General features: G+C 66.5%; 19 protein-coding genes. 9 read left to right on the top strand and 10 right to left on the bottom strand.

All coding sequences use genetic code 11. From position 1 onward, the window contains the following. The first annotated feature begins 89 nt into the window (after window positions 1–89). The 5 genes from NFW05_RS07960 (at window position 90) to NFW05_RS07940 (ending at window position 10233) form a co-directional block, all read left to right on the top strand. Complete coding sequence (locus NFW05_RS07960) at window positions 90–4055, top strand: YhdP family protein (RefSeq protein WP_295304700.1); 3966 nt, start codon at window positions 90–92, stop codon at window positions 4053–4055. Further along, entirely contained in the window at window positions 4036–4884 is an 849-nt protein-coding gene (locus NFW05_RS07955) for a carbon-nitrogen hydrolase family protein (protein ID WP_295304697.1), read from the top strand. Before NFW05_RS07960 ends, NFW05_RS07955 begins: the two co-directional genes overlap by 20 nt. A 44-nt stretch (window positions 4885–4928) precedes the next feature. After that, the gene (gene tldD, locus NFW05_RS07950) at window positions 4929–6377 is read left to right on the top strand and encodes a metalloprotease TldD (RefSeq protein ID WP_295304694.1); all 1449 of its coding nucleotides are present in this window, start codon (window positions 4929–4931) and stop codon (window positions 6375–6377) included. Between the two features lie 82 nt (window positions 6378–6459). Continuing rightward, the gene (locus NFW05_RS07945; RefSeq protein WP_295304691.1) at window positions 6460–8103 is read left to right on the top strand and encodes a mechanosensitive ion channel domain-containing protein; all 1644 of its coding nucleotides are present in this window, start codon (window positions 6460–6462) and stop codon (window positions 8101–8103) included. Between the two features lie 114 nt (window positions 8104–8217). Further along, the gene (locus NFW05_RS07940; RefSeq protein ID WP_295304689.1) at window positions 8218–10233 is read left to right on the top strand and encodes a spermidine synthase; all 2016 of its coding nucleotides are present in this window, start codon (window positions 8218–8220) and stop codon (window positions 10231–10233) included. 253 nt (window positions 10234–10486) lie between these two features. On the opposite strand, the gene murA is transcribed toward NFW05_RS07940, so the two are convergent. Genes murA through NFW05_RS07890 form a run of 10 tightly spaced genes read right to left on the bottom strand, consistent with a single transcriptional unit; the run spans window position 10487 to window position 17530 of the window. Then, window positions 10487–11755 (bottom strand): UDP-N-acetylglucosamine 1-carboxyvinyltransferase, encoded by a 1269-nt coding sequence (gene murA, locus NFW05_RS07935; protein ID WP_295304686.1) that lies wholly within the window; start codon window positions 11753–11755, stop codon window positions 10487–10489. Then, window positions 11748–11999: a BolA/IbaG family iron-sulfur metabolism protein gene (locus tag NFW05_RS07930; RefSeq protein WP_295304683.1), complete on the bottom strand. Its 252-nt coding sequence runs from the start codon at window positions 11997–11999 to the stop codon at window positions 11748–11750. The genes murA and NFW05_RS07930 overlap by 8 nt, the downstream gene beginning before the upstream one ends. Window positions 12000–12002: 3 nt before the next feature. After that, a complete protein-coding gene (locus NFW05_RS07925) occupies window positions 12003–12755 on the bottom strand; it encodes an ABC transporter permease (RefSeq protein ID WP_295304680.1) in 753 nt (250 codons plus the stop codon). Continuing rightward, on the bottom strand, window positions 12755–13675 hold the full coding sequence (locus tag NFW05_RS07920; protein ID WP_295304677.1) for an ABC transporter ATP-binding protein: 921 nt from the start codon (window positions 13673–13675) through the stop codon (window positions 12755–12757). The genes NFW05_RS07925 and NFW05_RS07920 overlap by 1 nt, the downstream gene beginning before the upstream one ends. A 39-nt stretch (window positions 13676–13714) precedes the next feature. Then, a complete protein-coding gene (locus NFW05_RS07915) occupies window positions 13715–14008 on the bottom strand; it encodes an STAS domain-containing protein (protein WP_295304674.1) in 294 nt (97 codons plus the stop codon). Then, complete coding sequence (locus NFW05_RS07910) at window positions 14005–14625, bottom strand: phospholipid-binding protein MlaC (RefSeq protein ID WP_295304672.1); 621 nt, start codon at window positions 14623–14625, stop codon at window positions 14005–14007. The genes NFW05_RS07915 and NFW05_RS07910 overlap by 4 nt, the downstream gene beginning before the upstream one ends. Before the next feature lie 45 nt (window positions 14626–14670). Then, window positions 14671–15363, bottom strand: a complete 693-nt coding sequence (locus NFW05_RS07905; protein ID WP_295304832.1) for a VacJ family lipoprotein — start codon at window positions 15361–15363, stop codon at window positions 14671–14673. A gap of 51 nt (window positions 15364–15414) precedes the next feature. Next, on the bottom strand, window positions 15415–15882 hold the full coding sequence (mlaD, locus tag NFW05_RS07900) for an outer membrane lipid asymmetry maintenance protein MlaD (RefSeq protein WP_295304669.1): 468 nt from the start codon (window positions 15880–15882) through the stop codon (window positions 15415–15417). Beyond that, complete coding sequence (gene mlaE / locus NFW05_RS07895; RefSeq protein ID WP_295304666.1) at window positions 15882–16694, bottom strand: lipid asymmetry maintenance ABC transporter permease subunit MlaE; 813 nt, start codon at window positions 16692–16694, stop codon at window positions 15882–15884. Before mlaE ends, mlaD begins: the two co-directional genes overlap by 1 nt. Continuing rightward, on the bottom strand, window positions 16691–17530 hold the full coding sequence (locus tag NFW05_RS07890; RefSeq protein WP_295304663.1) for an ABC transporter ATP-binding protein: 840 nt from the start codon (window positions 17528–17530) through the stop codon (window positions 16691–16693). Before NFW05_RS07890 ends, mlaE begins: the two co-directional genes overlap by 4 nt. Window positions 17531–17628: 98 nt before the next feature. On the opposite strand from NFW05_RS07890, the gene NFW05_RS07885 reads away from it, so the two are divergent. The 4 genes from NFW05_RS07885 to NFW05_RS07870 all read left to right on the top strand — a co-directional run bounded on the left by NFW05_RS07885 (window position 17629) and on the right by NFW05_RS07870 (window position 23753). Beyond that, window positions 17629–19071, top strand: a complete 1443-nt coding sequence (locus NFW05_RS07885) for a sigma-54 dependent transcriptional regulator (protein WP_295304660.1) — start codon at window positions 17629–17631, stop codon at window positions 19069–19071. Then, on the top strand, window positions 19071–20579 hold the full coding sequence (locus NFW05_RS07880; protein WP_295304659.1) for an AAA family ATPase: 1509 nt from the start codon (window positions 19071–19073) through the stop codon (window positions 20577–20579). The genes NFW05_RS07885 and NFW05_RS07880 overlap by 1 nt, the downstream gene beginning before the upstream one ends. A gap of 70 nt (window positions 20580–20649) precedes the next feature. Continuing rightward, window positions 20650–22458: a type II and III secretion system protein gene (locus NFW05_RS07875; RefSeq protein WP_295304656.1), complete on the top strand. Its 1809-nt coding sequence runs from the start codon at window positions 20650–20652 to the stop codon at window positions 22456–22458. After that, complete coding sequence (locus NFW05_RS07870; protein ID WP_295304654.1) at window positions 22455–23753, top strand: tetratricopeptide repeat protein; 1299 nt, start codon at window positions 22455–22457, stop codon at window positions 23751–23753. Before NFW05_RS07875 ends, NFW05_RS07870 begins: the two co-directional genes overlap by 4 nt. Window positions 23754–23792 lie beyond the last annotated feature (39 nt).

The following is a 23792-nucleotide window of genomic DNA, read 5'->3' as shown; positions in this document are numbered from 1 at the left end:
TGGCCGGCGACCCCGATCGAGCGATTTGGACACATTCTAGTGACGCGCGCCGGCTGTTGGCAAAAGTGTTTCCGCGGTGGCCCGCCCTGATGCGGAACGACGAACTGCGTCCGGCGCTCTATCACCGCCTGCACTACCTCCTGCCGTTCGTCTCGTCCCCGCTTGCCCGGGGGCTCGCGCGCTGGCTGTTGCGCGGCCTGCTGCTCCTCTACTTCGCCTTCGTAATCGGCGTTCTGTCGCTGCGCTACTACATCCTGCCGCAGGTCGAGAATTACCGGCCGGAGATCGAGCAGGCGCTGGGCCGCGCGCTCGGGCTGGCGGTCAGCATCGGTCGAATCCAGGCCAGCTGGGACGGACTCAATCCCGACCTGATCCTCTCCGACGTGCGCATCGCCGACACCGGCGGACGGCCGGCGCTGGCCTTCAGTCGCGTCGAGAGCGTCGTGTCCTGGTCGTCACTGCCGAGCCTGCAGCTTCGCCTCAGCCTGCTGCGCATCGACGAGCCGACGCTCCATCTGCGTCGCGACACCGAGGGGCAGCTGTTCGTCGCCGGAATTCCGGTCAATGCCGGCGACGGCGAAACAGGTTTCGCCGACTGGATCCTGGCGCAAAAGCGGATCCGGATCAGCGGCGCGACGATCGTCTGGGAGGACGAGAAGCGTGGAGCCCCGCCGCTGATCCTCGAAGACGTGAACTTCGCAGTCGATCGGTCGGGACGCCATCACCGCTTCGGTCTGACAGCCCTGCCACCAGCCGAGCACGCATCGCGGCTCGATCTGCGCGGTGACTTCGAGGGTCGGCGTGTCGAGGAACTGAGTGCGCTCAACGGGCAGGCGTTCGTCCAGATCGACCACGTCGACCTCGCCGTCTGGCGCACCTGGCTCGATTACCCGATCGCCCTGCCGCATGGTCGCGGTGCGCTGCGCGCGTGGGTCACTCTGGCGGCGGGAAATGTCCAGCAGGTTACCGCGGACCTTTCGCTCGACGACGTGCGCCTGCGTCTGGCGGGCAACCTTCCCGAACTCGAACTCGATCACCTGTCGGGTCGTCTGGCGGTTCGTTCCGGCACGAGCGCGATGCGCATCGAGGGCAGGCGCTTCGAGCTGTTGACCAGCCGGATTCGCGACCACGACGACGCGGCGGCGCCGGTGGTGCGCATCGAGCCGACCGATTTCCACGTCGAATGGCAGCGCCAGCCAGGAGCCGGTGCGGCGGTGCGCGGCAGTGCCGAGGCCAGCGCCGTCGACCTCGGCGCGCTCGCTCGTCTGGCGAGCTACCTGCCGCTCGACGCGGGTTCACGCAAGCTGCTCGACGACTTCGCTCCGCGCGGGGCGATCGGCGGCCTGCAGGCCAGCTGGCTCGGCGACGCCGAGGCTCTGCACGGCTATTCGCTGAAGGCGCGTTTCCAGGATCTCGGGTTCAGAGCGCAGGGCAGTCTGCCCGGGGTCAGTGGTCTGTCGGGGGTCATCGATGCCAGCGACCAGGGGGGCAGCGTGCAGCTCGCGTCGCGCAAGGTGCGCCTCGATCTGCCCCAGGTCTTCCCCGAGTCGTCGATCGAGCTCGATGCCCTGAACGCCCAGACGCGCTGGAAGATCGGCAAGGAGAGACTCGACGTGGAACTGTTGCGCGCCGAGTTCTCCGGTGCCGACGCGGCGGGATCGGCACAGGGCCTCTATCACCGCGCTGCCGAGGGACCGGGCAGCATCGATCTCACAGCGGCGCTGAGTCGTGCCGATGCGCGCGCCGTCTGGCGCTACCTCCCGCTGACGGTCAATGCCGACGCCCGGTACTGGCTCCGCGATTCGCTCAAGGCGGGCAAGGCCAGCGAAGCGAAGCTCACCCTCAAAGGCGATCTCGCCCGCTTCCCCTTCGTCGACCGCAAGCATGGCCAGTTCCTGGTGACCGTCAAGGCGCACGACGTGACGCTCGACTACGCGACCGGCTGGCCGATGATTTCGGATATGGACGCCGAGCTGCGCTTCGAGGGGGTCGGCATGACCGTGCATTCGCGCAACGGTTCGATCCTCGGTGCGCACCTCGTCGAGACGCGTGCCGAGATTCCCGACCTCGACGCGCCGGTGTCGACGCTCAAGGTCCAGGGTCGAGCCGAGGGTGAAACGGCCGAGTTCCTCCGCTTCATCCGCGACAGCCCGGTAGCCGGGCGCATCGATCATTTCACCGACGAGATGAGCGCCAGCGGCAAGGGTCGCCTGGACATTGCGCTGGTCATTCCGCTCGATGAGGCCCATCTCGGCGAGTCGAAGGTCGATGGCAGCTATCATTTCCTCGGAAACGAGGTGACCGTCGATTCGGCGCTGCCGCCGTTGCGTCAGGTCAGGGGATCGGTGCACTTCTCCGAGCAGGATCTGCGCGTCCCGGAGATCGGCGCGCAGTTGCTCGGTGGTCAGCTGCGGATCAGCGGCGGTACCCAGGGCGGCAAGGTGCTGATCGGCGCCAGCGGAACGCTGTCGGTCGACGAACTGCGCCGCCGGGCGCAGTGGCGGGCGCTCGACCGGCTTTCGGGAAGTACCGCTTACCGCGCCGAGGTTCGCGTGCGCAAGCGCGACGTCGAACTCGTCGTCGACAGCAATCTCGTCGGCGTCGGCTCGACGCTGCCGGCGCCGCTGGCCAAGACCGCCAGCGAAGCCTGGCCGCTGCATTTCGAGCGCGTGCTCCTGCCTCCGTCGACCGAGCAGCGCAACGGCCAGGCGATCTCGAGGGACCAGCTGCGCGTGACGCTGGGCAGTGTGCTCAGCGGACAACTGATTCGCCGCCGCGAGGATCGCGAGATGCAGCTCGAACGTGGGGCGATCGTCATCGGCCGCGCTCTGCCGGCGTTGCCCGAGCGCGGCCTGAGCGTCGGTTGCACGGCCAGGACCGTCGATGTCGATGCATGGCAGAAGCTGATGGGCAGCCGGACGCCCCAGGAGGCGCCGCAGACGGCTTCGGCGTTGCCCGTCGCCGTCGATCTCAAGGCCGATGAGCTGATCGTCGTCGGCGCCCACTACAGCGACGCGGCGGTCAGCGCAAGCGGCGCAGCGGGGCAATGGCGCGGCACGGTGCAGTCGCGTGAGGCGGTGGGGAACTTCCTCTGGGACGGAGCGGGGGCCGGTCGGCTGGCTGCACAGTTCAGGAAGTGGCGGCGGCCGGACCAGGTCGACGTGGGCAACGAACCCGCCGCAGAGGCGCTCAACGAGCTTCCGGCGCTCGATGTGGTGGTCGAGGACTTCACCATCGGCGAGAGGCGGTTCGGACGGCTCGACGTTCAGGCACACAACGAGGGCGGACTCTGGCGGCTCGATCGGGTCCAGCTCGCAAACCCCCATGGCAGCCTGTCGGGCAGCGGCCAGTGGGAGGCAGGCAAGGGCAACCGCACCCAACTCGACTTCACGCTCGAGAGCAGCGACGTCGGCAAGCTGCTCGAGCGGCTCAATTACGGCGGCGTCGTACGTGGCGGCACGGCGACGCTGAAGGGCCGGATTGGCTGGAATGGCCCGCCGACGGCGCTGGACTACGCCAGCCTCAGCGGTGAGATGCAGCTCGAGGCGAGCGGCGGGCGCTTCGTCAAGGTCGATCCGGGGGTCGGCAAGCTGCTTGGTCTGCTCAGCCTGCAGGGCCTGCCGCGTCGGCTGTCGCTTGATTTCGGCGACGTATTCAGCGAAGGTTTCGCCTTCGACAGGATTCACGGGGGTCTGACGGTGAGCAAAGGGGTGATGCATACCAAGCGCCTGCAGATCGTCGGTCCGGCGGCGCAGGTGGTGATGCGCGGGGAAGCGGACCTGAAGAACGAGACCCAGCATGTCAACGTCGTCGTCCAGCCCGAACTCGGCGGCAGTGCAGCGCTCGGGGTCGCGGTGATCAATCCGGTGGCTGGCCTGGCCACCCTGCTTGCCGACAAGGTTCTGCAACATCCGTTGGGCAAGGTATTCAGCGTCGAGTACCTGGTGACCGGCAGGTGGGATGACCCGAAGGTCGAGAAGGTCTCGCGAACGTCGCTTCCCGAGTCGGCGGCAAGCACTTCGCCGGGTGCGAACGATGTCCCCCCGGTCCGTTGACCCGTCGGGGGCGCTGCCACGCGTTCAGCCGACCTTGCGCGTGGCCGCCGTGCAGATGGTGTCGACACCGCGTGTCGAGGAGAATTTGCACACCGCCGCCGCGCTGATCGCCGAAGCCGTCGCACGCGGCGCCGAGCTGGTCGCCCTCCCCGAGTACTTCGCGATCATGGGTATCACCGACGACGACAAGGTCAGGGTCCGCGAGGTCGAAGGTCGCGGACCGATCCAGGACTTCCTTTCGGCCAGCGCGCGTGAGCATCGTGTCTGGCTGATCGGCGGCTCGCTTCCGTTGTGGACGGCGACCCGGGGAAAGGTCTTCAATTCGTGCCTCGCCTTCGATCCGCAGGGGCAGCAAGTGGCGCGCTACGACAAAATCCACCTTTTCGGCTTCCGCCAGGGCGAAGAGTCGTACGACGAAAGCCTGACCATCGAGGCGGGTCGCCAGCCGGTTGCCTTCGACGTGCCTTTTGGTCGGGTGGGCCTGTCGATCTGCTACGACCTCAGGTTTCCGGAACTCTACCGGGCGCTCGCGGTCACCGATCTGCAGGTCATTCCGGCGGCGTTCACCGAAACGACCGGCAGGGCGCACTGGGAAATCCTGCTGCGCGCCCGGGCGATCGAGAATCAGTGCTACGTTCTCGCCGTGGCGCAGGGCGGTCGGCACGAAAACGGCCGCGAGACCCACGGCAACAGCATGCTCGTCGATCCGTGGGGTACGGTGATCGATCGTCGTCCCAGGGGCCCGGGTCTGGTTTTCGGCAAGCTCAGCCGCGCGCGCATCGCCGAGGTACGAGCGAGCCTGCCGGCCTTGCGTCATCGCGTTCTCTGAGGCGGGAGCGGAGCGCTCCCCGGAACGGCAACCATGGAAATTCGATGAACACAGGATCGCGAAGTCTTCTCGAGCAGGCGACTCGGACGCTGCTGACTCCCTACGGTCTCGAGGTCGCGGATCTCGAGCCCGTACTGGCGAGGATCGTTGCCCATCGGGTCGACTATGCCGACCTCTACTTCCAGTACAGCCGGTCCGAGGCCTGGAGCCTCGAAGAGGGGATCGTCAAGGCAGGTAGCTTCAATATCGACGAGGGCGTCGGCGTGCGCGCGCTGTCCGGCGAGAAGACCGCCTTCGCCTATTCGGACGACATCAGCGCCGAGGCGCTCGGCGACGCCGCAGCGGCGGTGCGCGCGATCGCCGCCGCCGGTCAGCAGCGGCGCGTTCCCGCCGTCCGCAAGCGGCGCGGGCATCGGCTCTACGCGCCGCTCGATCCGCTGGCCTCGCTCGACGCGGCGAGCAAGGTCAGCCTGCTCGAACGGCTCGAGGCGATGGCACGCGCCGAGGACCCGCGAGTCAGCCAGGTCATCGCCCATCTCGCCGGCGAATACGAAGTCATCCTCGTCGCCGGCAGCGATGGCCGCCTGGCTGCCGATGTCCGGCCGCTGGTCCGCGTCTCGCTGACCGTGATCGTCGACGAGCGCGGCCGCCGCGAGCAGGGCTCGGCTGGCGGCGGCGGGCGGACCGACTACGGCTGCTTCAGCGATCGACTGCTCCAGGAATACGCGCGCGAGGCGGTCCACCAGGCGGTCACCAATCTCGCTGCCCGCCCGGCTCCGGCCGGGACGATGCCCGTCGTCCTCGGTTCCGGCTGGCCGGGGATCCTGCTTCACGAGGCCGTCGGCCACGGGCTCGAGGGCGATTTCAACCGCAAGGGCAGTTCGACCTTCGCCGGCCGGGTCGGCAGTCGCGTCGCCGCTCCCGGGGTGACGGTGATCGACGACGGGACGATCCCCGGACGGCGCGGGTCGCTGAACATCGACGACGAGGGCAACCCGACGCAGCGCAACGTGCTCATCGACGACGGCATCCTCGTCGGCTACATGCAGGATGCGCTCAACGCCCGGCTGATGGGGGTCGCGCCGACCGGCAACGGTCGGCGCGAATCGTTCGCCCACCTGCCGCTGCCCAGGATGACCAACACGACGATGCTCGCTGGTGAGCGTGCCCCCGAAGAGATCATCGCCTCGGTCAGGAAGGGCATCTACGCGGTCAACTTCGGCGGCGGACAGGTCGACATCACCAACGGCAAGTTCGTCTTCTCGATGGCCGAGGCGTACCTGATCGAGAACGGGAAGGTCACTGCGCCGGTCAAGGGCGCGACGCTGATCGGCAGCGGGCCCGAGGCGATGAAACAGGTGTCGCTGATCGGCAACGACCTGCGTCTCGACCCGGGAGTCGGCACCTGCGGGAAGGACGGCCAGAGCGTCCCGGTCGGCGTCGGTCAGCCGACGCTGCGCATCGACGGGCTGACCGTCGGCGGGACGGGCTGACGGTGTCCCGGCCTCACCGCCCGGCCGCGCGACGCATCGCCCGCGGGTATAATTCCCGGCGCCCTGATCGTCGATCGCCCTGATGAACCCGATCCCTTTGGTTTCTTCCCGCTCGTTCGCAGCGCTGTTCCTGCTCTGCGTCGCCGTTCTTCTGCTTTCTGGTGGAGCACGTGCGGCGGACAAGCCCGTCGAGCCGGCGCAGCTTCCCGAGGCGACGCTGATCTATCACTTTCGCCCGATCTTCACCTTTCGTACGACCTTCGTCGGGGCGAGTCCCGAGCACCGCGTGCGGCGGGCGCTGAACCGCATCGACGCGCTGCCCGAAACAGCGCGCGAGCAGCCGGTCGAGCTGACCCCGTTTACGATCGGCGGTGGGAGAGGCATCGGTCTGCACATCGGCGAGCACGTCCTGTTCAACGTTCTCGAGGGCGACCTCGACCCCGAGGAGAAACTCTCGCTCGAGGAGGCCGCCCGGCGTGCCGCCGACGAGATGACCCAGGCGCTGCGGGTCAGCGAAACCCAGAGGCGCCCGGCAATTCTGCTCAAGGGCCTGGGTCTGTCGGTACTCGCGACAGTCATAGCTGCCCTTCTGCTCGGGCTCATTCGCCGCGCGACGGCGTGGATCGTCCACCACTTCCAGGAGATCATCGAGGCCGAGCCCGAGAGCGGCAGGTTCCGCTGGGCGCGCCACGGATTGCTCCTCGTGCAGCGGATCGCGCAGCTGTTGATGGCTTTCCTCTGGCTGACCGTCGCCTACCTCTGGCTGACCTTCGTTCTAGCCCGCTTTCCGCTCACCGAGCCGCTCGGCGAGCACCTCAGCGACTTCCTCCTCCGACTGCTGAATACGCTCGGCTACGGCTTCATGGAGGCCGTCCCGGGGATGGCCACCGCGCTGATCATCCTGTTCCTGACCAAGGCCTTCAACGAAGCGCTGGGCAACTTCTTCAAGGCAGTGAGAGCCGGTCGGGTGCAGATGCCAGGGGTGTACCCCGAAACGGTCAACGCGACGCAGCGCATTGTCGCGATCCTCGTCTGGGGGCTCGGCGTCGCGGTTGCCTATCCGTTCATCCCGATGTCCAACAGCGATGCCTTCAAGGGGCTGTCGGTGATGTTCGGCTTCATGCTCACGCTCGGTTCGGCAGGCATCGTCAATCAGCTGATGAGCGGTCTGGTTCTCGTCTATTCGCGGGCGCTGGCGGTGGGCGATTTCGTCGATCTCGGCGACACCGTCGGTGTGGTCAGCGAACTCGGCGTCCTGTCGACCAAGATCATCAACATGCGCAACGAGGAGGTGACGATCCCCAACGCCGTGCTGGTCAGCAACCCGATCAAGAATTACTCGCGTCTCGCCGGCGAGCGCGGCACGCTGGTGTCGACCAAGGTGACCATCGGTTACGACACGCCATGGCGCCAGGTCCATGCGCTGCTGATCGCTGCCGCCGAACAGACGCCGGGCCTGCGTGGCACGCCGAGAGCCTTTGTCTATCAACGCAGCCTGTCGGACTGGTACGTCGAGTACGAGCTTTTCGCGCACATGGACAATCCGCTCGAGCGGGTTCCGGTGCTCTCGGCGCTGCATGCGAACATTCAGGATCAGTTCAATACCTACGGCGTCCAGATCATGTCGCCGCATTTCGTTCTGCAGCCCTCCGGATCGGTCGTCGTTCCGCGCGAGCAGTGGCACACCGCACCGGCGGCGCCCGAAGCTCCGCCACCCGGGAACTGACGGCCGGAGACACTTCCCCCTTTCCTTTGCGAAGGCCGTGTGACTTCCCGCGCGCCGGCAAGCGGCAGGAAGCTTTCGTTGCCGCGCTGCCGGCCAGCCACCCGGACGAGCCCGATGATCAGCTTCGCGATAACCGTCTTCCTTTCGGCCTTCCTGCTCTTCCAGATCCAGCCGATCATCGCCAAGATGATCCTGCCGTGGTTTGGCGGCTCGTCGTCGGTGTGGAGCACCTGCCTCGTCTTTTTCCAGGCCGGACTGCTGCTCGGCTATCTCTACGTCCATCTGCTTCACGAGTGGCTGTCACCGCGGCGCCAGAACGTCGTCCATTGCGCGCTGCTGTTGCTCAGTCTGGCGACCCTGCCGGTCATTCCCGACGACGCGTTGAAGGGAGCTGCGTTCGCGAGCCCGACGTTGAACGTCCTGCTCGTCCTCGCTTCGGCCGTCGGCATGCCCTATGTGCTGCTCTCGACGACCGGTCCGCTGATGCAGGCGTGGTACGCCAGGTCGTTTGCCAGCCTGATGCCCTACCGCCTCTACGCGCTGTCGAACCTCGCCTCGATGCTCGCACTGCTCAGCTATCCGCTGCTCGTCGAGCCCTACCTGGTCGACCGCGAGCAGGCCCTGATCTGGTCGGGAGCCTATGTGCTCTTCGTCGTCGCCTGTTTCGCGAGCACCTGGCAGTCCTGGAAAGGGGTATCGGGCGAGCGCGAGCGGACCGCGGCGGCCACGGCGACCGATCCCCGCCCGGCGGTCGGCGAATGCCTGATCTGGGTCGGTCTGGCGATGACCGCCTCGCTGCTGCTGCTGGCGCTGACCAGACACCTGACCCAGGACGTCGCGCCGGTGCCTTTCCTCTGGGTCTTGCCGTTGAGCATCTACCTGCTGAGCTTCATCCTCTGCTTCGACGCGCCGCGCTACTACTACCGGCCGGGCTTCCTGCTCGCTCTGCCGCTGGCTTTCGTGGCCATCGATCGTGTCCTCGACGGAGCGGGGATGCCGGTTCCGATGCTGGTCAGCGTGCTCAGCGTCTCGCTGTTCGTGATCTGCATGGTCTGCCACGGCGAACTGGTCAGAAGGCGACCGCCTGTCCGCCACCTGACGCTGTTCTATCTGATGCTTTCGATCGGTGGCGCGCTCGGCGGGAGCTTCGTCGGCCTCGTCGCCCCCGCACTCTTCAACGCCTACTTCGAATTGCCGATCGGCCTCTTCCTCTGCGCGCTACTCGTGGTCATCGTCCTCTGGCGCGAACTTCGTCCGCTCTGGCGCGGGCTGGTCGTCGCCGCGCTCGTCGCCTATACCTGCCGCCTGACGGCGATCTCGATCGGCTATGTCGAGGACTACCGGCGCGTACTGCGCAACTTCTACGGGCAGCTGCGCGTCGCAGAGGTCAACGAGCCCCCGCTGGGGATCAGGCGCAGCATCGTGCACGGGCGGATCAATCACGGCGAGCAGTTCATCGGTGAAGCTCATCGCCGGGAGCCGACGGCGTATTATTGCCGCCAGTCGGGGATCGGTCAGTTGCTCCAGAGCCTCGCCGACGGCCCGCCGCTGCACATCGGCATCGTCGGTCTCGGCACCGGCACGCTGGCGGCGTACGGCCGCCGTGGCGACGAGATGCGAATCTACGAAATCAACGAACAGGTTCTCGAACTCGCCCGCCAGGACTTCAGCTATCTCGCCGACAGCGCGGCACGAATCGTCCCGGTGCTCGGCGACGGACGGCTGATGCTCGAAGCCGATCCCGACCAGAACTTCGACGTGCTGGTCGTCGATGCCTTTTCGGGCGATTCGATCCCCACCCACTTGCTGACCATCGAGGCGATCCGGACCTATTTGCGGCAGATGAAGCCCGACGGGGTTCTCGCCGTGCATATCACCAACCGCTACCTCGACCTGCGTCCGGTGCTGGCCGGAGCGGCCCGCCATTTCGGGATGAAGGCGCTCGCCGTCGAGCTCGATCCCGACGATGACGATCGCTTCTGTCGGCATTCGCTGTGGGTGCTGCTCGCGCGGCCCGAGCGCGCCGAAGCGCTGCGCCGGAGTCTCGACAACGCCGGGAAGCTGGCTCCGCGACCCGGCTTCGCGCTGTGGACCGATGGCTTCTCGAACCTGATCGGCATCCTCAAGTGAGAGGTTGTGAAGAAATCGTCGCGAGCAGGCCGAGATGCAAGGCGCGAGCGAGCGAACGACGAGACATATCAGATGGATAGGCGAGGGCGAAGGCGGGGTTTCGCGCAGCATGCTGCGCGCCGCCGCAGCCGGCCGGCTGTGCAAAGCCGGCCGTCGGCGGAGCGAGTGAGCAACGCCGCAGATTGGTCGCGCAGCAGATTTGTCCACAACCTCTGATCCGGCGCGCCTGACGGCGGCGGCAGGGTGTTCCGGTTCAGCGGACGCGGGTGACCTGTGCGCCGAGCTGACTGAGCTTCGCTTCGATCCGCTCGTAGCCGCGGTCGAGGTGATAGATGCGATCGATCAGTGTCTCGCCACGGGCGACCAGGCCGGCAATCACCAGGCTCGCCGACGCGCGCAGGTCGGTAGCCATCACCGTCGCGCCGTCGAGCCGGTCGACGCCGGTGACCATCGCATTGCTGGCATCGATGCGGATGTCGGCGCCGAGGCGGATCAGTTCGACGGCGTGCATGAAGCGGTTCTCGAAAATCGTCTCGCGGATCACCGCCGATCCCTCGGCGACACAGTTGATGGCCATGAACTGTGCCTGCATGTCGGTAGGAAACGCCGGATACGGCGAGGTGCGGATGCTCACCGCCTTGAGCCGCGGCGGTGCCTTGAGGCTGATCGCCTCGCGCTCGGTGGTGATCTCGCAGCCGGCGTCGAGCAGCTTGTCGATCACCGCGTCGAGGTAGGCCGCCGAAGTGTGCGTCAGCCGGACGCTGCCGCCGGTGACGGCCGTCGCGCAGAGGTACGTACCGGTCTCGATGCGGTCGGCCATGATCGCATGCTCGGCGCCGTGCAGGCTGTCGACGCCGCGGATTCGGATCTTGTCGGTGCCTGCCCCGGAGATCTGCGCACCCATCGAGATCAGGCAGTTGGCCAGGTCGACGACCTCCGGCTCGCGGGCCGCGTTCTCGATGACCGTTTCTCCTTCGGCGAGGACGGCGGCCATCATCAGATTCTCGGTTCCGGTCACCGTGACCATGTCGGTGACCATGCAGGCGCCCTGCAGGCCGCGTCGGACACCGCCGGGTGCGCGTGCTTGAATGTAGCCGTGCTCGACCTGAATCTCTGCGCCCATCGCCTGCAGGCCGCGGATGTGCTGCTCGACCGGGCGCGCACCGATCGCGCAGCCGCCGGGCAGCGACACGCGCGCCTCTGCGCAGCGTGCGAGCAGCGGACCGAGGACGAGGATCGACGCGCGCATCGTCTTGACCAGATCGTACGGGGCGAGCGGATTGTCCAGACCGCGGCTGTCGAGGACCAGGCTGTCCGGGCCTTCACGGGTCACGCGCACGCCCATCTGCTCGATCAGCCTGAGCATCGTCGACACGTCCTTGAGCTGCGGCACGTTGGTCAGGCGCAGCGGCTCGGTGCACAGCAGGCTCGCACAGAGGATCGGCAGCGCGGCGTTCTTCGCGCCGGAGATGGCGATCTCGCCCGAGAGTGGCGTGCCTCCACGGATCAGCAGCTTATCCACCGGCCAGTTTCCTCCTCCACTCGTCGGGCGTGCAGGTGTTCATCGACAGTGCATGCAGTTCGCCACTGTCGAAGTGCCCGCGCAGGATCTCGTTGACCTTCTGCTGCCGCCGCACTCGGCTCAGGCCGGTGAACTCCATGCTGACGATCAGCGCCGTGAAATGCTGACCGTCACCGCCGACCTGAAGGTGTTCGCAAGTCAGCCCGCCGGCGATGATCCGGCGAATCTCGTCAGGGTGCATCATGACTCAGGTTCTCAGTTTGTAGCCGCTTCTCAGGAGCAGCAGCGTCGCCGCCGAGACGACGACGAAGCAGCCCGCGACGACCGCGAGGCTGGTCTCCGGCGCGACGTCGGAGACCCCGAAGAAGCCGTAGCGAAAACCGTCGATCATATAGAACACCGGGTTGAAATGCGACACCTGTTGCCAGAACGAAGGGAGCGAATGAATCGAGTAGAAGACTCCCGAGAGCATGGTCAGCGGCATGATCAGGAAATTCTGGAAGCCGGCGAGCTGGTCGAACTTGTCGGCCCAGATGCCGGCGATCATCCCCAGCCCACCCATGATCCCCCCACCGAGGACCATGAAGCAGAGAATCCACAGCGGTGCGGCGAGGCCCGGCCGCGCAAACCAGACGGTGACCAGCAATACGCCGGCGGCGACCATCAGGCCGCGCAGCACCGCGGCGACGACGTAGGCGAGAAAGAATTCGGCGTAGGAGATCGGCGGCAGCAGCACGAAGACGACGCTGCCGGTGACCTTCGACTGGATCAGGCTCGATGAGCTGTTGGCAAAGGCGTTCTGCAGCGCGGACATCATCACCAGTCCGGGGATCAGGAAAGCCGTGTAGGCGACTCCGTGAACCTGGACGTGTTCCTCGAGGACGTGCGAGAAGATCATCAGGTAGAGCAGCGCGGTGAGCACCGGCGCGGCGATGGTCTGGAAGCTGACTTTCCAGAAGCGCAGAACTTCCTTGTAGAGCAGTGTGCGAAAGCCGACCATCAGCTTCGTGCTCCCGCTGTGCCGGCTCCGTGCATCATGCTCAGGAAGACGTCTTCGAGGTCGGCCTGGGTCAGGCGCAGGTCGTCGATCCGGCTGCCGGCGAGACGCAGTTCGGCGAGCAGCGGCTCGATCTCGCCAAGGCTGGCCAGCTGGAAGGTCCATGTCCCGTCGCTGTAGCCGCCCCGGACACGCAGCGCTGGCGGCAGTTCCTGACCGGGCGCGAGCCGGACGCGCAGCGTTTGCCCGGCGAAGGCGGCGAGCAGGTTGCTCGTCGAGTCGAGCGCGACGATCCGGCCCTGCTTGAGCATCGCGATCCGGCCGCAGAGTGCCTCGGCCTCCTCGAGATAGTGGGTGGTCAGGATCACCGTATGGCCGCTGCGATTGAGCCGGCGGATGAACTGCCAGAGAGCCTGCCTGAGTTCGACGTCGACGCCGGCGGTCGGCTCGTCGAGGACGATCACCGGCGGCCTGTGCACCAGCGCCTGGGCGACCAGGACGCGGCGCTTCATGCCGCCGGAAAGCCGGCGCATGTTCGTGTCGGCCTTGCCGGTCAGGTCGAGGTTGGCGAGGATCTCGTCGATCCAGTCGTCGTTGTCGCGGATTCCGAAGTAGCCCGACTGGATGCGCAGCGTTTCGCGCACCGAGAAGAACGGATCGAAGACGAGTTCCTGCGGCACGACGCCGAGCAGTCGGCGGGCGCTGCGGTAATCGCGGACGACGTCGTGGCCGAGCACGGCCAGCCGTCCGGAGTCAGCGCGGCAGAGACCCGCGAGGCACGAGATCAGCGTCGTCTTGCCGGCACCGTTCGGTCCGAGCAGGCCGAAGAACTCGCCTTCGGCGATGTCGAAAGACACCCCGCCAAGCGCGAGCAGCGCGCCGAAGCGCTTCTCGAGCCGGTCAATCGAGACGGCGAAGGTCATTGGCCAGAATTACCCGGATGCGGATGACTGCGCCTGTCCTCAGGACACTGGAAGCAGCTCCGAGACTCCGTAGAGCTCGGCGAGGCTCGACAGGCTCGCCGGCGGGTTCAAGACGCGCAGCGTGAGCCCTCTCGCTGCGGCGCTGCGCAGCCACGCAAAGATCAGGCTCAGCGCCGCCGAGTCGACTTCGTCGACCGCCGACAGGTCGAGCTCGCTGACCCCGCCGGGCTGTGCCGAGCGCAGGCATGCCTGCCCGGCGCCGAGCAGCGCTCGCGCGTTGGCGATGGTCATCGGGGCCAGCACGCGAAGCCGGCTGTCGGCCAGCTCGATCACTTCCGGGTGCCGGCTTCGAGCTGCCTGTTCCGGTTGGCGAGCATGGGGATCAGGCCGTCGATCCCGTTGTTGCGCACTTCGTTGTTGAAGGTGTCGCGATAGTTGGTCACCAGACTGACGCCGGCGACGATCACGTCGTAGACCTTCCAGCTGTCGCCCTGTTTTTCGAGCGTGTAATCGAGCTGTACGGGTTTGCTGCCCGGCTGCACGATCTCCGTCTTGACGACGACGTGTGGGTCGTCGGGCTGAATCCTGGTCGGCTTGTAGACGACCGTCTGGTTCCTGTACGAAGTCAGCGAGTTCGCATAGGTGCGCACGAGCAGCGTCTTGAATTCCTCGGAGAGCCGCTTCTTCTGCTCCGGTGTCGCCTTGTTCCAGTCGCGCCCCATGGCCAGCGCCGTCATCCGCTGGAAGTTGAAATAGGGGAGAACCTTGGCGTCGACGAGTTCGATCGCCTTGCGCGTGCTTCCACCCTGAATGTCCTTGTCCTGGCGAACGACGGTCAGCACGTCCTCGGTGACCTGGCGGACGAGTGCGTCGGGCGAGACCTCCTGCGCCAGCGCGGGGGCGACGGCGAGCCATGCAGCAAAAAACAGCGACAGTAGGGACTTCATCATTTCTTCCTGAGAGATTGCAGTCTTCGGTCAGCCCTGCCAGAGCGGCTAGCGCTCGTCGTCGAGGACTTCGTGCGGCAGCGCCCCGTCGAAGATTTCGCTCCGGCGGTGCTGCAGGTAGGCATCGCGGATATAGTCGTACTTGTCGAAAGCGGCTTCCTCGACGACCTTGTCGGCCGGCAGCAGGCTCGCTCGCAGGTTGATGTAATGAACGGCGACCATGCTGTTGCGCAGCGCCATGTCGTCGGTGTGGTAGACGTGCCAGACCGGGTCGACGTAAACGTCGACCATCCAGCCGAAAGTGTCGCGCGTCGTCCGTGGCCCGATGATCGGCCAGTAGAAGTACGGTCCGTCACCGACTCCCCATTTGCCCAGAGTCTGGCCGAAGTCCTCGGAGTGCTTGGTCAACCCCATTTCGCCGGCGACGTCGAAAGCTCCGCCGATGCCGATCGTGCTGTTGATCAGTACTCGGCCGACGTCCGAGACGGCGTCTCCGGGCTTGCCCTGGAGCAGGTTGTTGACCGCCGTCCAGCTGTCCCAGATGTTGCCGAAGAAGTTGCTGATCGCCACTTTCAGGGGCAGCGGAGCGGCCGCGTCGTAACCCTGGGCGACGGGCTTGATGACTACGTCGAGGGCCTCGTTGACCGCAAACATCGCGCGATTGAAACCCTCGAAGGGGTCCTTCGGATTGTTCGCCGTCGTCGCACAACCTGCCGCAGCGATCGCGACCGCGCCAGCCAGGCAGGTAGCCCGGCGAGTGGAAAGCTGTGTGTTCACTGACTCCCTTTCGGTCTACTTGTCGCCCTGTCCTTCGGACGCCTTGTTGAACATGAACTGACTGATCAGCTTCTCGAGGACCACCGCCGACTGGGTCTTGGTGATGACTTCTCCGGCCTTGAGCATGGCCTCGTCTCCGCCCGGGTCGAGGCCGATGTACTGCTCGCCGAGCAGCCCGGCGGTGAGGATCAGTGCAAAGGTGTCCTTCGGGAAGCGATAGCGCGAGTCCATGCTCAGCGTGACGACGGCCTCGTAGCTCTCCGGATCGAAACGGATGTCGGCGACTCGCCCGACGACGACGCCGGCACTCTTGACCGGCGCACGCACCTTCAGGCCACCAATGTTAACAAACTTGGCGGTCAGCGGGTAAGTCTCCGACAGGTTGGTCGACACGTTGCCGACCTTCAGCGCCAGGAACAGCACCGACGCCAGACCGAAGGCAACGAAGATACCGACCCACAGATCGAGCAACTTGCGACTCATCAGCCCTCCCGGAACATGAACGAGGTCAACACAAAGTCGAGAGCGAGTATGGCCAGCGCCGACTTGACGACCGTGCCCTTGATCGAACCCGAAACGCCTTCGGCTGTCGGCACCGCGTCGTAACCCTCGAACACGGCAATCAACGACACGGCGATCCCGAAAATGAAGCTCTTGACGATTCCGCTCCAGACATCGTAGCGGAAGTCGACCGAAGCCTGCATCTGTGACCAGAAGGCGCCCTCGTCGACGCCGATGAACACGACCCCGATCAGGTAGCCGCCGAAGACGCCAGTCGCCGAGAACAGCGCAGCGAGCAAGGGCATCGAGATCACTCCGCCCCAGAAGCGCGGGGCGACCACCCGGGCGATCGGATTGATGGCCATCATGTCCATCGCGGTCAGCTGCTCGGTGGCCTTCATCAGCCCGATCTCGGCGGTGATCGACGATCCGGCACGCGAAGCGAAGAGCAGCGCGGCGACGACCGGGCCGAGCTCGCGGACCAGCGACAGCGCGACGAGCACTCCGAGCGCCTCGGCCGATCCGTAGCGCTGCAGCGTCTCGTAGCCCTGCATCCCGAGGACCATGCCGATGAACAGACCCGAAACGATGATGATCAGCAGCGACTGGAAGCCGCAATAATAAATCTCGCGGATCGTCAGGTGAAAACGCCGAAACGACTGTCCCGACCAACGCAACAGCACGATCAGGAAGCGCGTCGCGAAGCCGAGCCGCGCAAGCGCATCATTGACCCGGTGGCCGAGGCCGGTGACCGCGGTGAGGATCGACGCGGGACCCCGACTGCGCTCGCTCATGCCGCGGCCCTTCCGAGCAGTTCGCTGGCCAGGGGGGGCGCCGGATAGTGGAAGGGTACCGGTCCGTCCGCCTCGGCGAAGACGAACTGGTGCACGAACGGGTGCGCCGACGCACGAATCTCGTCGGGATTGCCAAGCGCGACGATCTTGCCTTCGGACATGAAATAGATGTAGTCGACGATCAGCAGCGACTCCTGGATGTCGTGGGTGACCATGATCGTCGTCGCGCCGAGCGCGTCGTTGAGCTTGCGAATCAGCTGTCCGATCACCCCCAGAGAAATCGGATCGAGGCCGGCGAAGGGCTCGTCGTACATGATCAGCATCGGATCGAGGGCGATCGCGCGCGCCAGCGCGACGCGTCGGGCCATTCCCCCGGACAGTTCGGCCGGCATCAGCTGGTGCGCCCCGCGCAGGCCAACCGCGTTGAGCTTCATCAGGACCATGTCGCGGATCAGCTCTTCAGGAAGATCGGTGTGCTCGCGCATCTGGTACGCGACGTTGTCGAAAACCGAGACGTCGGTAAACAGCGCGCCGAACTGGAAGAGCATGCCCATCCGCCGGCGCAGCGCGTACAGCGCGTCGTCGTCGAGCTGCGGCACCGACTGCCCATCGACGATCACGTCGCCGCGTTGCGGCCGGAGCTGGCCGCCGATCAGCCGCAACAGCGTCGTCTTGCCGCAGCCGGAGCCTCCCATGATCGCCACGACCTTGCCGCGCGGGATCGCCAGGCTGATTCCGCCAAGGATCGGCCGGTCCTCGTAGGCGAAATCCAGGTCCTTGATCTCGATGAGATTTTCGTCAGACACGCGGTCCTTTCGCGAAAAAGGGACGAGCATTATACCCTGCGGCCGATGTCCGGATGGTGAAATAGTTGACGTTAATATAATTGTGGAATAATGGAGATTGGCCGCTCGACCCACGACCCTACGCCGCGATGCTTTCCCAGTCCGCCCCGTCTCAGCCGGAAAAGCCGCTGTTGCTGATCGTCGACGACGATCCGCTGATCTGCGACACGCTGAGCTTCTCGATGAGTCCGCTGTTCGAGGTGGTCACCAGTCACTCGCGTTCGCATTGTCTGCAGCTGCTGCGCCAGCTGCGCCGGCCGCCGGAACTCGCACTCGTCGACCTCGGTCTGCCGCCGGTGCCGCACCGGCCCGACGAAGGCTTCGCGCTGATCTCCGACCTGCTCAAGGTGGCCCCGGAAATCCGCATCGTCGTCCTCTCCGGCCAGAGCGACGACGGCAACGCGCGTCACGCGCGCACGCTCGGCGCCGCGGATTTCGTCGCCAAGCCGTGCAGCCCGGTCGATCTGCAGCAGGTCCTCCAGGGTGCGCTGACCTTCCGCGCGCTCGACGAAAGGCAGAAGGACAATGCGTCGCCGCTGATCGGCAACAGTCCGGCGATCCAGAAACTGCGCCTGCAGCTGCGCCAGTATGCGGACCTGCCCTTCCCCGTCCTGATCGAGGGCGAATCGGGCAGCGGCAAGGAGATCATCGCATCAAGCTGCCTGCATCACGAAACGCGTCGACGCTATCGCCCGTTCATGGCGCTCAACTGCGCGGCGATTTCGCCGAACCTGATCGAAGCGACGCTCTTCGGCTACGCGCGCGGCGCGTTCACCGGCGCAGTGACGACCAAGGGCGGCTATTTCGAAGACGCCGCCGACGGCACGCTCTTTCTCGACGAAATCGGCGAACTCGCGCTCGATCTGCAGGCCAAGCTGCTGCGCGTGCTCGAGAACGGCGAATACCAGCGGGTCGGCGAAACGCAGAAACGCGTCAGCCAGGCGCGGATCATCGCGGCGACCAACCGCGACCTGCGCAAGGAAGTCAGGGCCGGACATTTCCGCTCCGATCTCTATCACCGGCTGTCGGTGTGTTCGGTCGTCGCCCCGCCGCTGCGCGAAATGGGCGACGACAAGCTGCTGTTGCTCGGGCATTTCCGGATGCTCTACGCCGCGCAGACGCAGCAGCCGCCGTTCACCCTCGCAGCCGACGCCGAACGGCTCTGGCTGGCGTATCCGTTCCCGGGCAACGTCCGCGAACTGCGCAACATCGTCATTCGCCTGACCACGCGCTATCCCGGGCAGCTCGTCGAGGCGCCGGCGCTGGCCAGCGAACTCGACGTGCCTGACGATCCCCCGGCGCCGGCGGTCGGCGAGATCGTTAGCGGCGACGAGATCGTCGCCGCGGCGATGCTCCGTCTGCGCCAGCGCGAGCCGTTCAGCCTCGACCGCCTGCTCGACGCCACCGAGCGCGGCTACATCGAGGCGGCGCTCAAGCTGAGTCACGGCAACGTCAGCCAGGCGGCACGGCTGCTCGGCATGCATCGCACGACGTTGTACAACCGCATGGAAGCGGTCGCCCGGGAGCCCTGATGTACCTCGACCACTTCGGGCTGCAGCAGGCACCCTTCCGGATCACGCCGCACACCGAATTCTTTTTCGGCGGCGCGAAGCGCGGCGCGACGCTCGAAGCGCTGATCTACGCGATCACCCACGACGAGGGGATCGTCCGGGTCACCGGCGAGGTCGGCAGCGGCAAGACTATGCTCTGCCGGATGCTGCTCGAAAAGCTGCCCGAGAACGTCGAGACCGTCTACCTGGCCAACCCGATGCTCAGCTGCGACGAGATCCTGCTGGCGATTGCCGGCGAGCTCGGGATCAGCCTCGGTGAAGGGCGCAGTCACCAGTTGCTGCAGTCGCTGCACGAACGGCTGCTCGGCATCTACGCAGCCGGCCGGCAGGTCGTCGTGCTGATCGACGAGGCGCACGCCATGCCCGCCGCAGCGCTCGAGCAGATCCGCCTGCTCTCGAATCTCGAGTCGAGCCGGCACAAGCTGCTGCAGATCGTCCTCTTCGGGCAGCCGGAACTCGATCAGCGCCTTGCCGAGCCGTCGATGCGCCAGCTCGGCGACCGGATCACGCACGGCTTCCGTCTCGATCCGCTCGGCCGTGACGACGTCGCCAGCTATCTCGACTTTCGCCTGCGGGCCGCTGGCTACCGTGGCCCGGACCTGTTCACGCGCGCGGCAATCGGCCTGATCAGCCGCGCCTCGGGCGGGCTGACCCGGCGCATCAACATCCTCGCCGACAAGGCCCTGCTCGCCGCGTTCTCGGCGGGCGTGCATCAGGTGGGCAGCCGGCAGGTCAGGGCGGCGATCCGCGATGCCCGGTTTGCTCCCGTCGGCCGCGACTGGCGCCGCCCCGCAAAGTGGGTCGGTGCCGGCGCGCTGCTGCTCGGCGTCGCCGGGCTGGCCTTCTTTGCCGGCAGTCGGTTCGCCGCTCCGCGGCTCGATGGACCGGCGGCGCCGGCCGGAGATCCCGCAGCGCTCGCCCCGGGTCTGCAGGATCGGGCCGCAGGCGTCGCGGCGGCGGCTTTGCTGGCCAGCGAGCCTTCAGCAGCAGCGGAGCCGCCAAAGGAAAAGCCCCTGGCGGTCGTTGACCAGAGCGAGCCCGCGACGCCGCCCGGCCCGCCCCGCACCGCGGCCGTGCTGCAGGCGAAGGCGATGAGCGTCGACGACCGCCTGGCGGCCACCGAGCGCTGGCTCAAGACGACGCCGGACAGCCATCATTTCATCCAGTTGCTCGTCACCGACGCCACCGGCACGAGGGAAGTCTCTGATTTCATTGCACGCCATGCTCGGGTACTCGATCCCGCGCAGATCCGCGTCTATCGCTCGACTGCCGGTGGCAGGGCAAGGCTCGGGGTGATCTACGGCGATTACGCCACCCGTGCAGAGGCCAGCGCGGCACTCGCCGCGCTCGGCGAAATCAGTCCGGCGAGTCGGCCGTACGTCCGGGCGGTCGCCCGGCTGCGCCCGGCGGACCCGCCAGCAGCCCTTGACGCGGCCGTCGCCCCTTCCGGGGCTGTTGCAACACAATAAAATCATGAACTTGAACCGATATCCGGACGTGGTATGATGAGCCGGATTCTGCCCGATACAGGGATTCAGTGTGTTTAAGGGAATTGCCGGCCTTCTCCTCGTCCTGCTGCTCGCCGCGTGTACGCCGACGACGCTGAGCAACGGCCCTTCGCCCGGGCATTTGCAGGCCGACAGCCTCGCGCGTCCGCCCGGCGCGATTCCCGAACCGGTGCAGCAGAGCCCGGTCTTGCCGAGGCCGAGAACGACGGCGAAGACCGAGACCTACTCGGTCGTCGTGCACAACGTCCCGGTGCAGGACCTGCTTTTTGCGCTGGCGCGCGACGCGAAGCTCAACGTCGACATCCATCCGGGGATCAGCGGGACGGTGACCCTCAACGCGATCGATCAGACGCTGCCGCAACTGCTGACGCGCATCGCCAAACAGGTGGACATGCGCTTCGAGATGGACGGCCCGAACCTCGTGGTCATGCCGGACACGCCGTACCTCAAGAACTACAGGGTGGACTACGTCAATCTGTCGCGCGACGTGACGGGTCTCGTGGCGACCAACACGCAGATTTCCACGAGCGCGCTGGCCACCGGCAGCGGAGGCGTCGCCGGCAGCGGAAACACCTCGCGGATCCAGATCGAGAACAAGTCGAAGAATCACTTCTGGGAAGCGCTCGAGAAGAACCTCAAGGACCTGCTCCACGAAACAGACAAGGTCTTCCCCGAGGGGTCGACCGAGACGGTGACCGAGCAGGTGGCCTCGCAGACGACGACCGGCACGGGTGCACCGGCACCCCGGATCACCGCGCCGCGTGGTGCTCAGCTTGCGCCATCGCTGGCCACCAGTCCGAATCCTGCGACGCTCGAGAACGTCGGAGCGACGGTCGTCAAGCGGATGACCTTCCGCGAGGCCGCATCGGTGATCGTCAATCCCGAAGGCGGAGTCGTCACGGTTCGTGCCACCTCGCGGCAGCACGAGAAGGTTCAGGAGTTCCTCGATCGCGTGATGAGCGGTGCGCGCCGGCAGGTGCTCATCGAGGCGACGATCATCGAAGTGGCGCTGAGCGACGGCTACCAGCAGGGTATCGAGTGGAGTCGTCTGACCAGCGGCAGCACTTTCGAGGTGTCCCGGCCAACACTGACCAGCAATGTTCCGAACGCGGTGCTGCCTTACGTCATCAAGTACCGCAACATCAATCCGTTGAACATGGCTGCGACGGTCGATCTGCTGCGTTCCTTCGGTAGCGTAAAGGTCCTGTCCAGTCCGAAGCTGGCGGTGCTGAACAATCAGACGGCGACGCTCAAGGTGTCCGAGGACTTCGTCTACTTCAATGTGGCGTCGAATACGACGACCACCGCCAACGTTGGCACGACGGTGGGAATCACGACCACGCCGCAATCCGTTTCCGTGGGGTTCTTCATGAGCCTGACGGCTCAGATCAGCGAGGGCGGAACCGTGACGCTGAACGTCCGGCCGTCGATTTCCAGCATCTCGGAACTGAAGCGCGATCCGAATCCGGTCATTCCGACGACGATCCCGAACTATGTGCCGCAGATCAGGACCCGGGAAATCGAATCACTGATGCGTATAGAGAGTGGAGACATCGCCGTGCTCGGCGGGCTGATGGTGGACACCGTCGATAACAAGGATGGGCGACTCCCGGTGTTCGGTGACGTCCCGATCATCGGAGAAGTGTTCAACACGCGAGCAAACTCGTCGATGAAGACCGAACTCGTCGTCCTGCTGCGCCCGACGGTGATCAGGGACGCCTCGCTGGACGGCGACTTCAGCAGTTTCCGGTCGTCCCTGCCGAACAAGGACTTCTTCCGCACCGACCAGGTGTTCAGGCCCTTCTCGTTCCCCGAGAACCCACCGGGGCCGCTGCGATGAGCCTGCTGATGGACGCGCTGCGCCGCGCCGAGGAAGCGAAACGCCAGGCGGGCGCGGCCGTCCAGTCGCCGACCGCGAAGACCCCCGCCGAGTTGAGCCTCGACCCCATCGAAGCTCCCGCGCCGCCCGGCCGGTCGCTGCCGCCGTTGAGCAGCGCGCTCGCCGCAGCCGAGGGCGACCTCGCCTTTGCTGAGGATTCCCCGCGCGACAGGCGCCAGGCGCCACGGGTCGAACCGACGCTGGCCGCCCAGGCGGCCTCTGCGGACCAGGCGGCGCGAGCGGCAGCGAAGAACGTCTTCGCCGTCAAACAGGCGGCCCGTTCACCGGCGTGGCTGTGGATCGCGCTCGGCACGGCTGCCGTCGTGGCGATCGGTATCGGCGGCTACTTCTGGTGGCAACTGCAGGGCGTGTCGACTTCGTCACTGGTCCGCCCGCCGGGGATGACTCCTCCGCTCGCTGCGGCTCCGCCACTCGCGCCGGCGGCGCCCACCGCGCAACCGGCCGCTCCGCAGTTGCCGGCCGACACGCCCGCAAGCGCTGCACCGGCGGGGACGTTGGCAGCAGCACCGGCGGCGGTGCCCCCGGCGGCGGGCCCGGTCCAGGCGGAAAGGATGTCGCCAGCCGCGCCGGGCGACGTGCCGTCGTCCCGGCCCGAGCGGACGGCGCGCGCCGCCTCGTCGTCCGCGGGCCAGCCGGCCGGCGTCTTCCGCACCAGTCGTGGACGCCCGGGTCCCGACCAGACGCTCAACGAGGCGTATCAGGCGTGGCTCGCGGGCCGCTTCGACGACGCCCGACGGGCCTACGAGCAGGTCCTGCGCGGCGACCCGCGCAACGTCGACGCGCTGCTCGGTCTCGCGGCGATCGAGTCGCGCAACGGGCGCAACGAGCGCGCCCACGAACTCTACCTGCGCGCCCTCGAAGCCGATCCGTCGGACGCAACCGCGCAGGCGGCGCTGATCAACCTGCGCGGCGCCAGCGATTCGGGCCAGTCGGAGAGCCGCCTGAAGACGCTGCTCGCCGGCCAGCCCGATTCGCCAGCGCTGCATTTCGCGCTCGGCAACCTCTACGCCCGGCAGGGACGCTGGAGCGAGGCGCAGCAGGCGTATTTCCAGGCGTACGCACTCGAGCCGGACAACGCCGACTATCTGTTCAACGTCGCGGTCAGCCTCGACCACCTCCGTCAGGGCAAGCTCGCGGCGCAGTATTACCGGATGGCTCTCGCCGCCGCGGAGACACGGCCCGGCGCTTTCGATGCGGCGGCGGCCGGGAAGCGTCTTCTTGAGCTGCAATACTGAATACCCCATAAGGCGGCGAGCCGGTTCCGGCGACGCGCG

The organism is Accumulibacter sp., from assembly GCF_023806625.1.
GTDB lineage: Bacteria > Pseudomonadota > Gammaproteobacteria > Burkholderiales > Rhodocyclaceae > Accumulibacter.
Note: the sequence above shows the minus strand (reverse complement) of the source record. Positions and strands in the feature narration are given on the sequence as shown.

What these genes read in the sequence shown, in the direction of transcription:
- mlaD (WP_295304669.1), bottom strand. Translation starts at nt 15,882, where the DNA reads ATGAGTCGCAAGTTGCTCGATCTGTGGGTCGGTATCTTCGTTGCCTTC.
- NFW05_RS07955 (WP_295304697.1), top strand. Translation starts at nt 4,036, where the DNA reads ATGTCCCCCCGGTCCGTTGACCCGTCGGGGGCGCTGCCACGCGTTCAG.
- mlaE (WP_295304666.1), bottom strand. Translation starts at nt 16,694, where the DNA reads ATGAGCGAGCGCAGTCGGGGTCCCGCGTCGATCCTCACCGCGGTCACC.
- NFW05_RS07870 (WP_295304654.1), top strand. Translation starts at nt 22,455, where the DNA reads ATGAGCCTGCTGATGGACGCGCTGCGCCGCGCCGAGGAAGCGAAACGC.
- NFW05_RS07885 (WP_295304660.1), top strand. Translation starts at nt 17,629, where the DNA reads ATGCTTTCCCAGTCCGCCCCGTCTCAGCCGGAAAAGCCGCTGTTGCTG.
- NFW05_RS07910 (WP_295304672.1), bottom strand. Translation starts at nt 14,625, where the DNA reads ATGATGAAGTCCCTACTGTCGCTGTTTTTTGCTGCATGGCTCGCCGTC.
- NFW05_RS07925 (WP_295304680.1), bottom strand. Translation starts at nt 12,755, where the DNA reads ATGGTCGGCTTTCGCACACTGCTCTACAAGGAAGTTCTGCGCTTCTGG.
- NFW05_RS07960 (WP_295304700.1), top strand. Translation starts at nt 90, where the DNA reads ATGCGGAACGACGAACTGCGTCCGGCGCTCTATCACCGCCTGCACTAC.
- NFW05_RS07945 (WP_295304691.1), top strand. Translation starts at nt 6,460, where the DNA reads ATGAACCCGATCCCTTTGGTTTCTTCCCGCTCGTTCGCAGCGCTGTTC.
- NFW05_RS07920 (WP_295304677.1), bottom strand. Translation starts at nt 13,675, where the DNA reads ATGACCTTCGCCGTCTCGATTGACCGGCTCGAGAAGCGCTTCGGCGCG.
- tldD (WP_295304694.1), top strand. Translation starts at nt 4,929, where the DNA reads ATGAACACAGGATCGCGAAGTCTTCTCGAGCAGGCGACTCGGACGCTG.
- NFW05_RS07930 (WP_295304683.1), bottom strand. Translation starts at nt 11,999, where the DNA reads ATGATGCACCCTGACGAGATTCGCCGGATCATCGCCGGCGGGCTGACT.
- NFW05_RS07880 (WP_295304659.1), top strand. Translation starts at nt 19,071, where the DNA reads ATGTACCTCGACCACTTCGGGCTGCAGCAGGCACCCTTCCGGATCACG.
- NFW05_RS07940 (WP_295304689.1), top strand. Translation starts at nt 8,218, where the DNA reads ATGATCAGCTTCGCGATAACCGTCTTCCTTTCGGCCTTCCTGCTCTTC.
- NFW05_RS07890 (WP_295304663.1), bottom strand. Translation starts at nt 17,530, where the DNA reads ATGCTCGTCCCTTTTTCGCGAAAGGACCGCGTGTCTGACGAAAATCTC.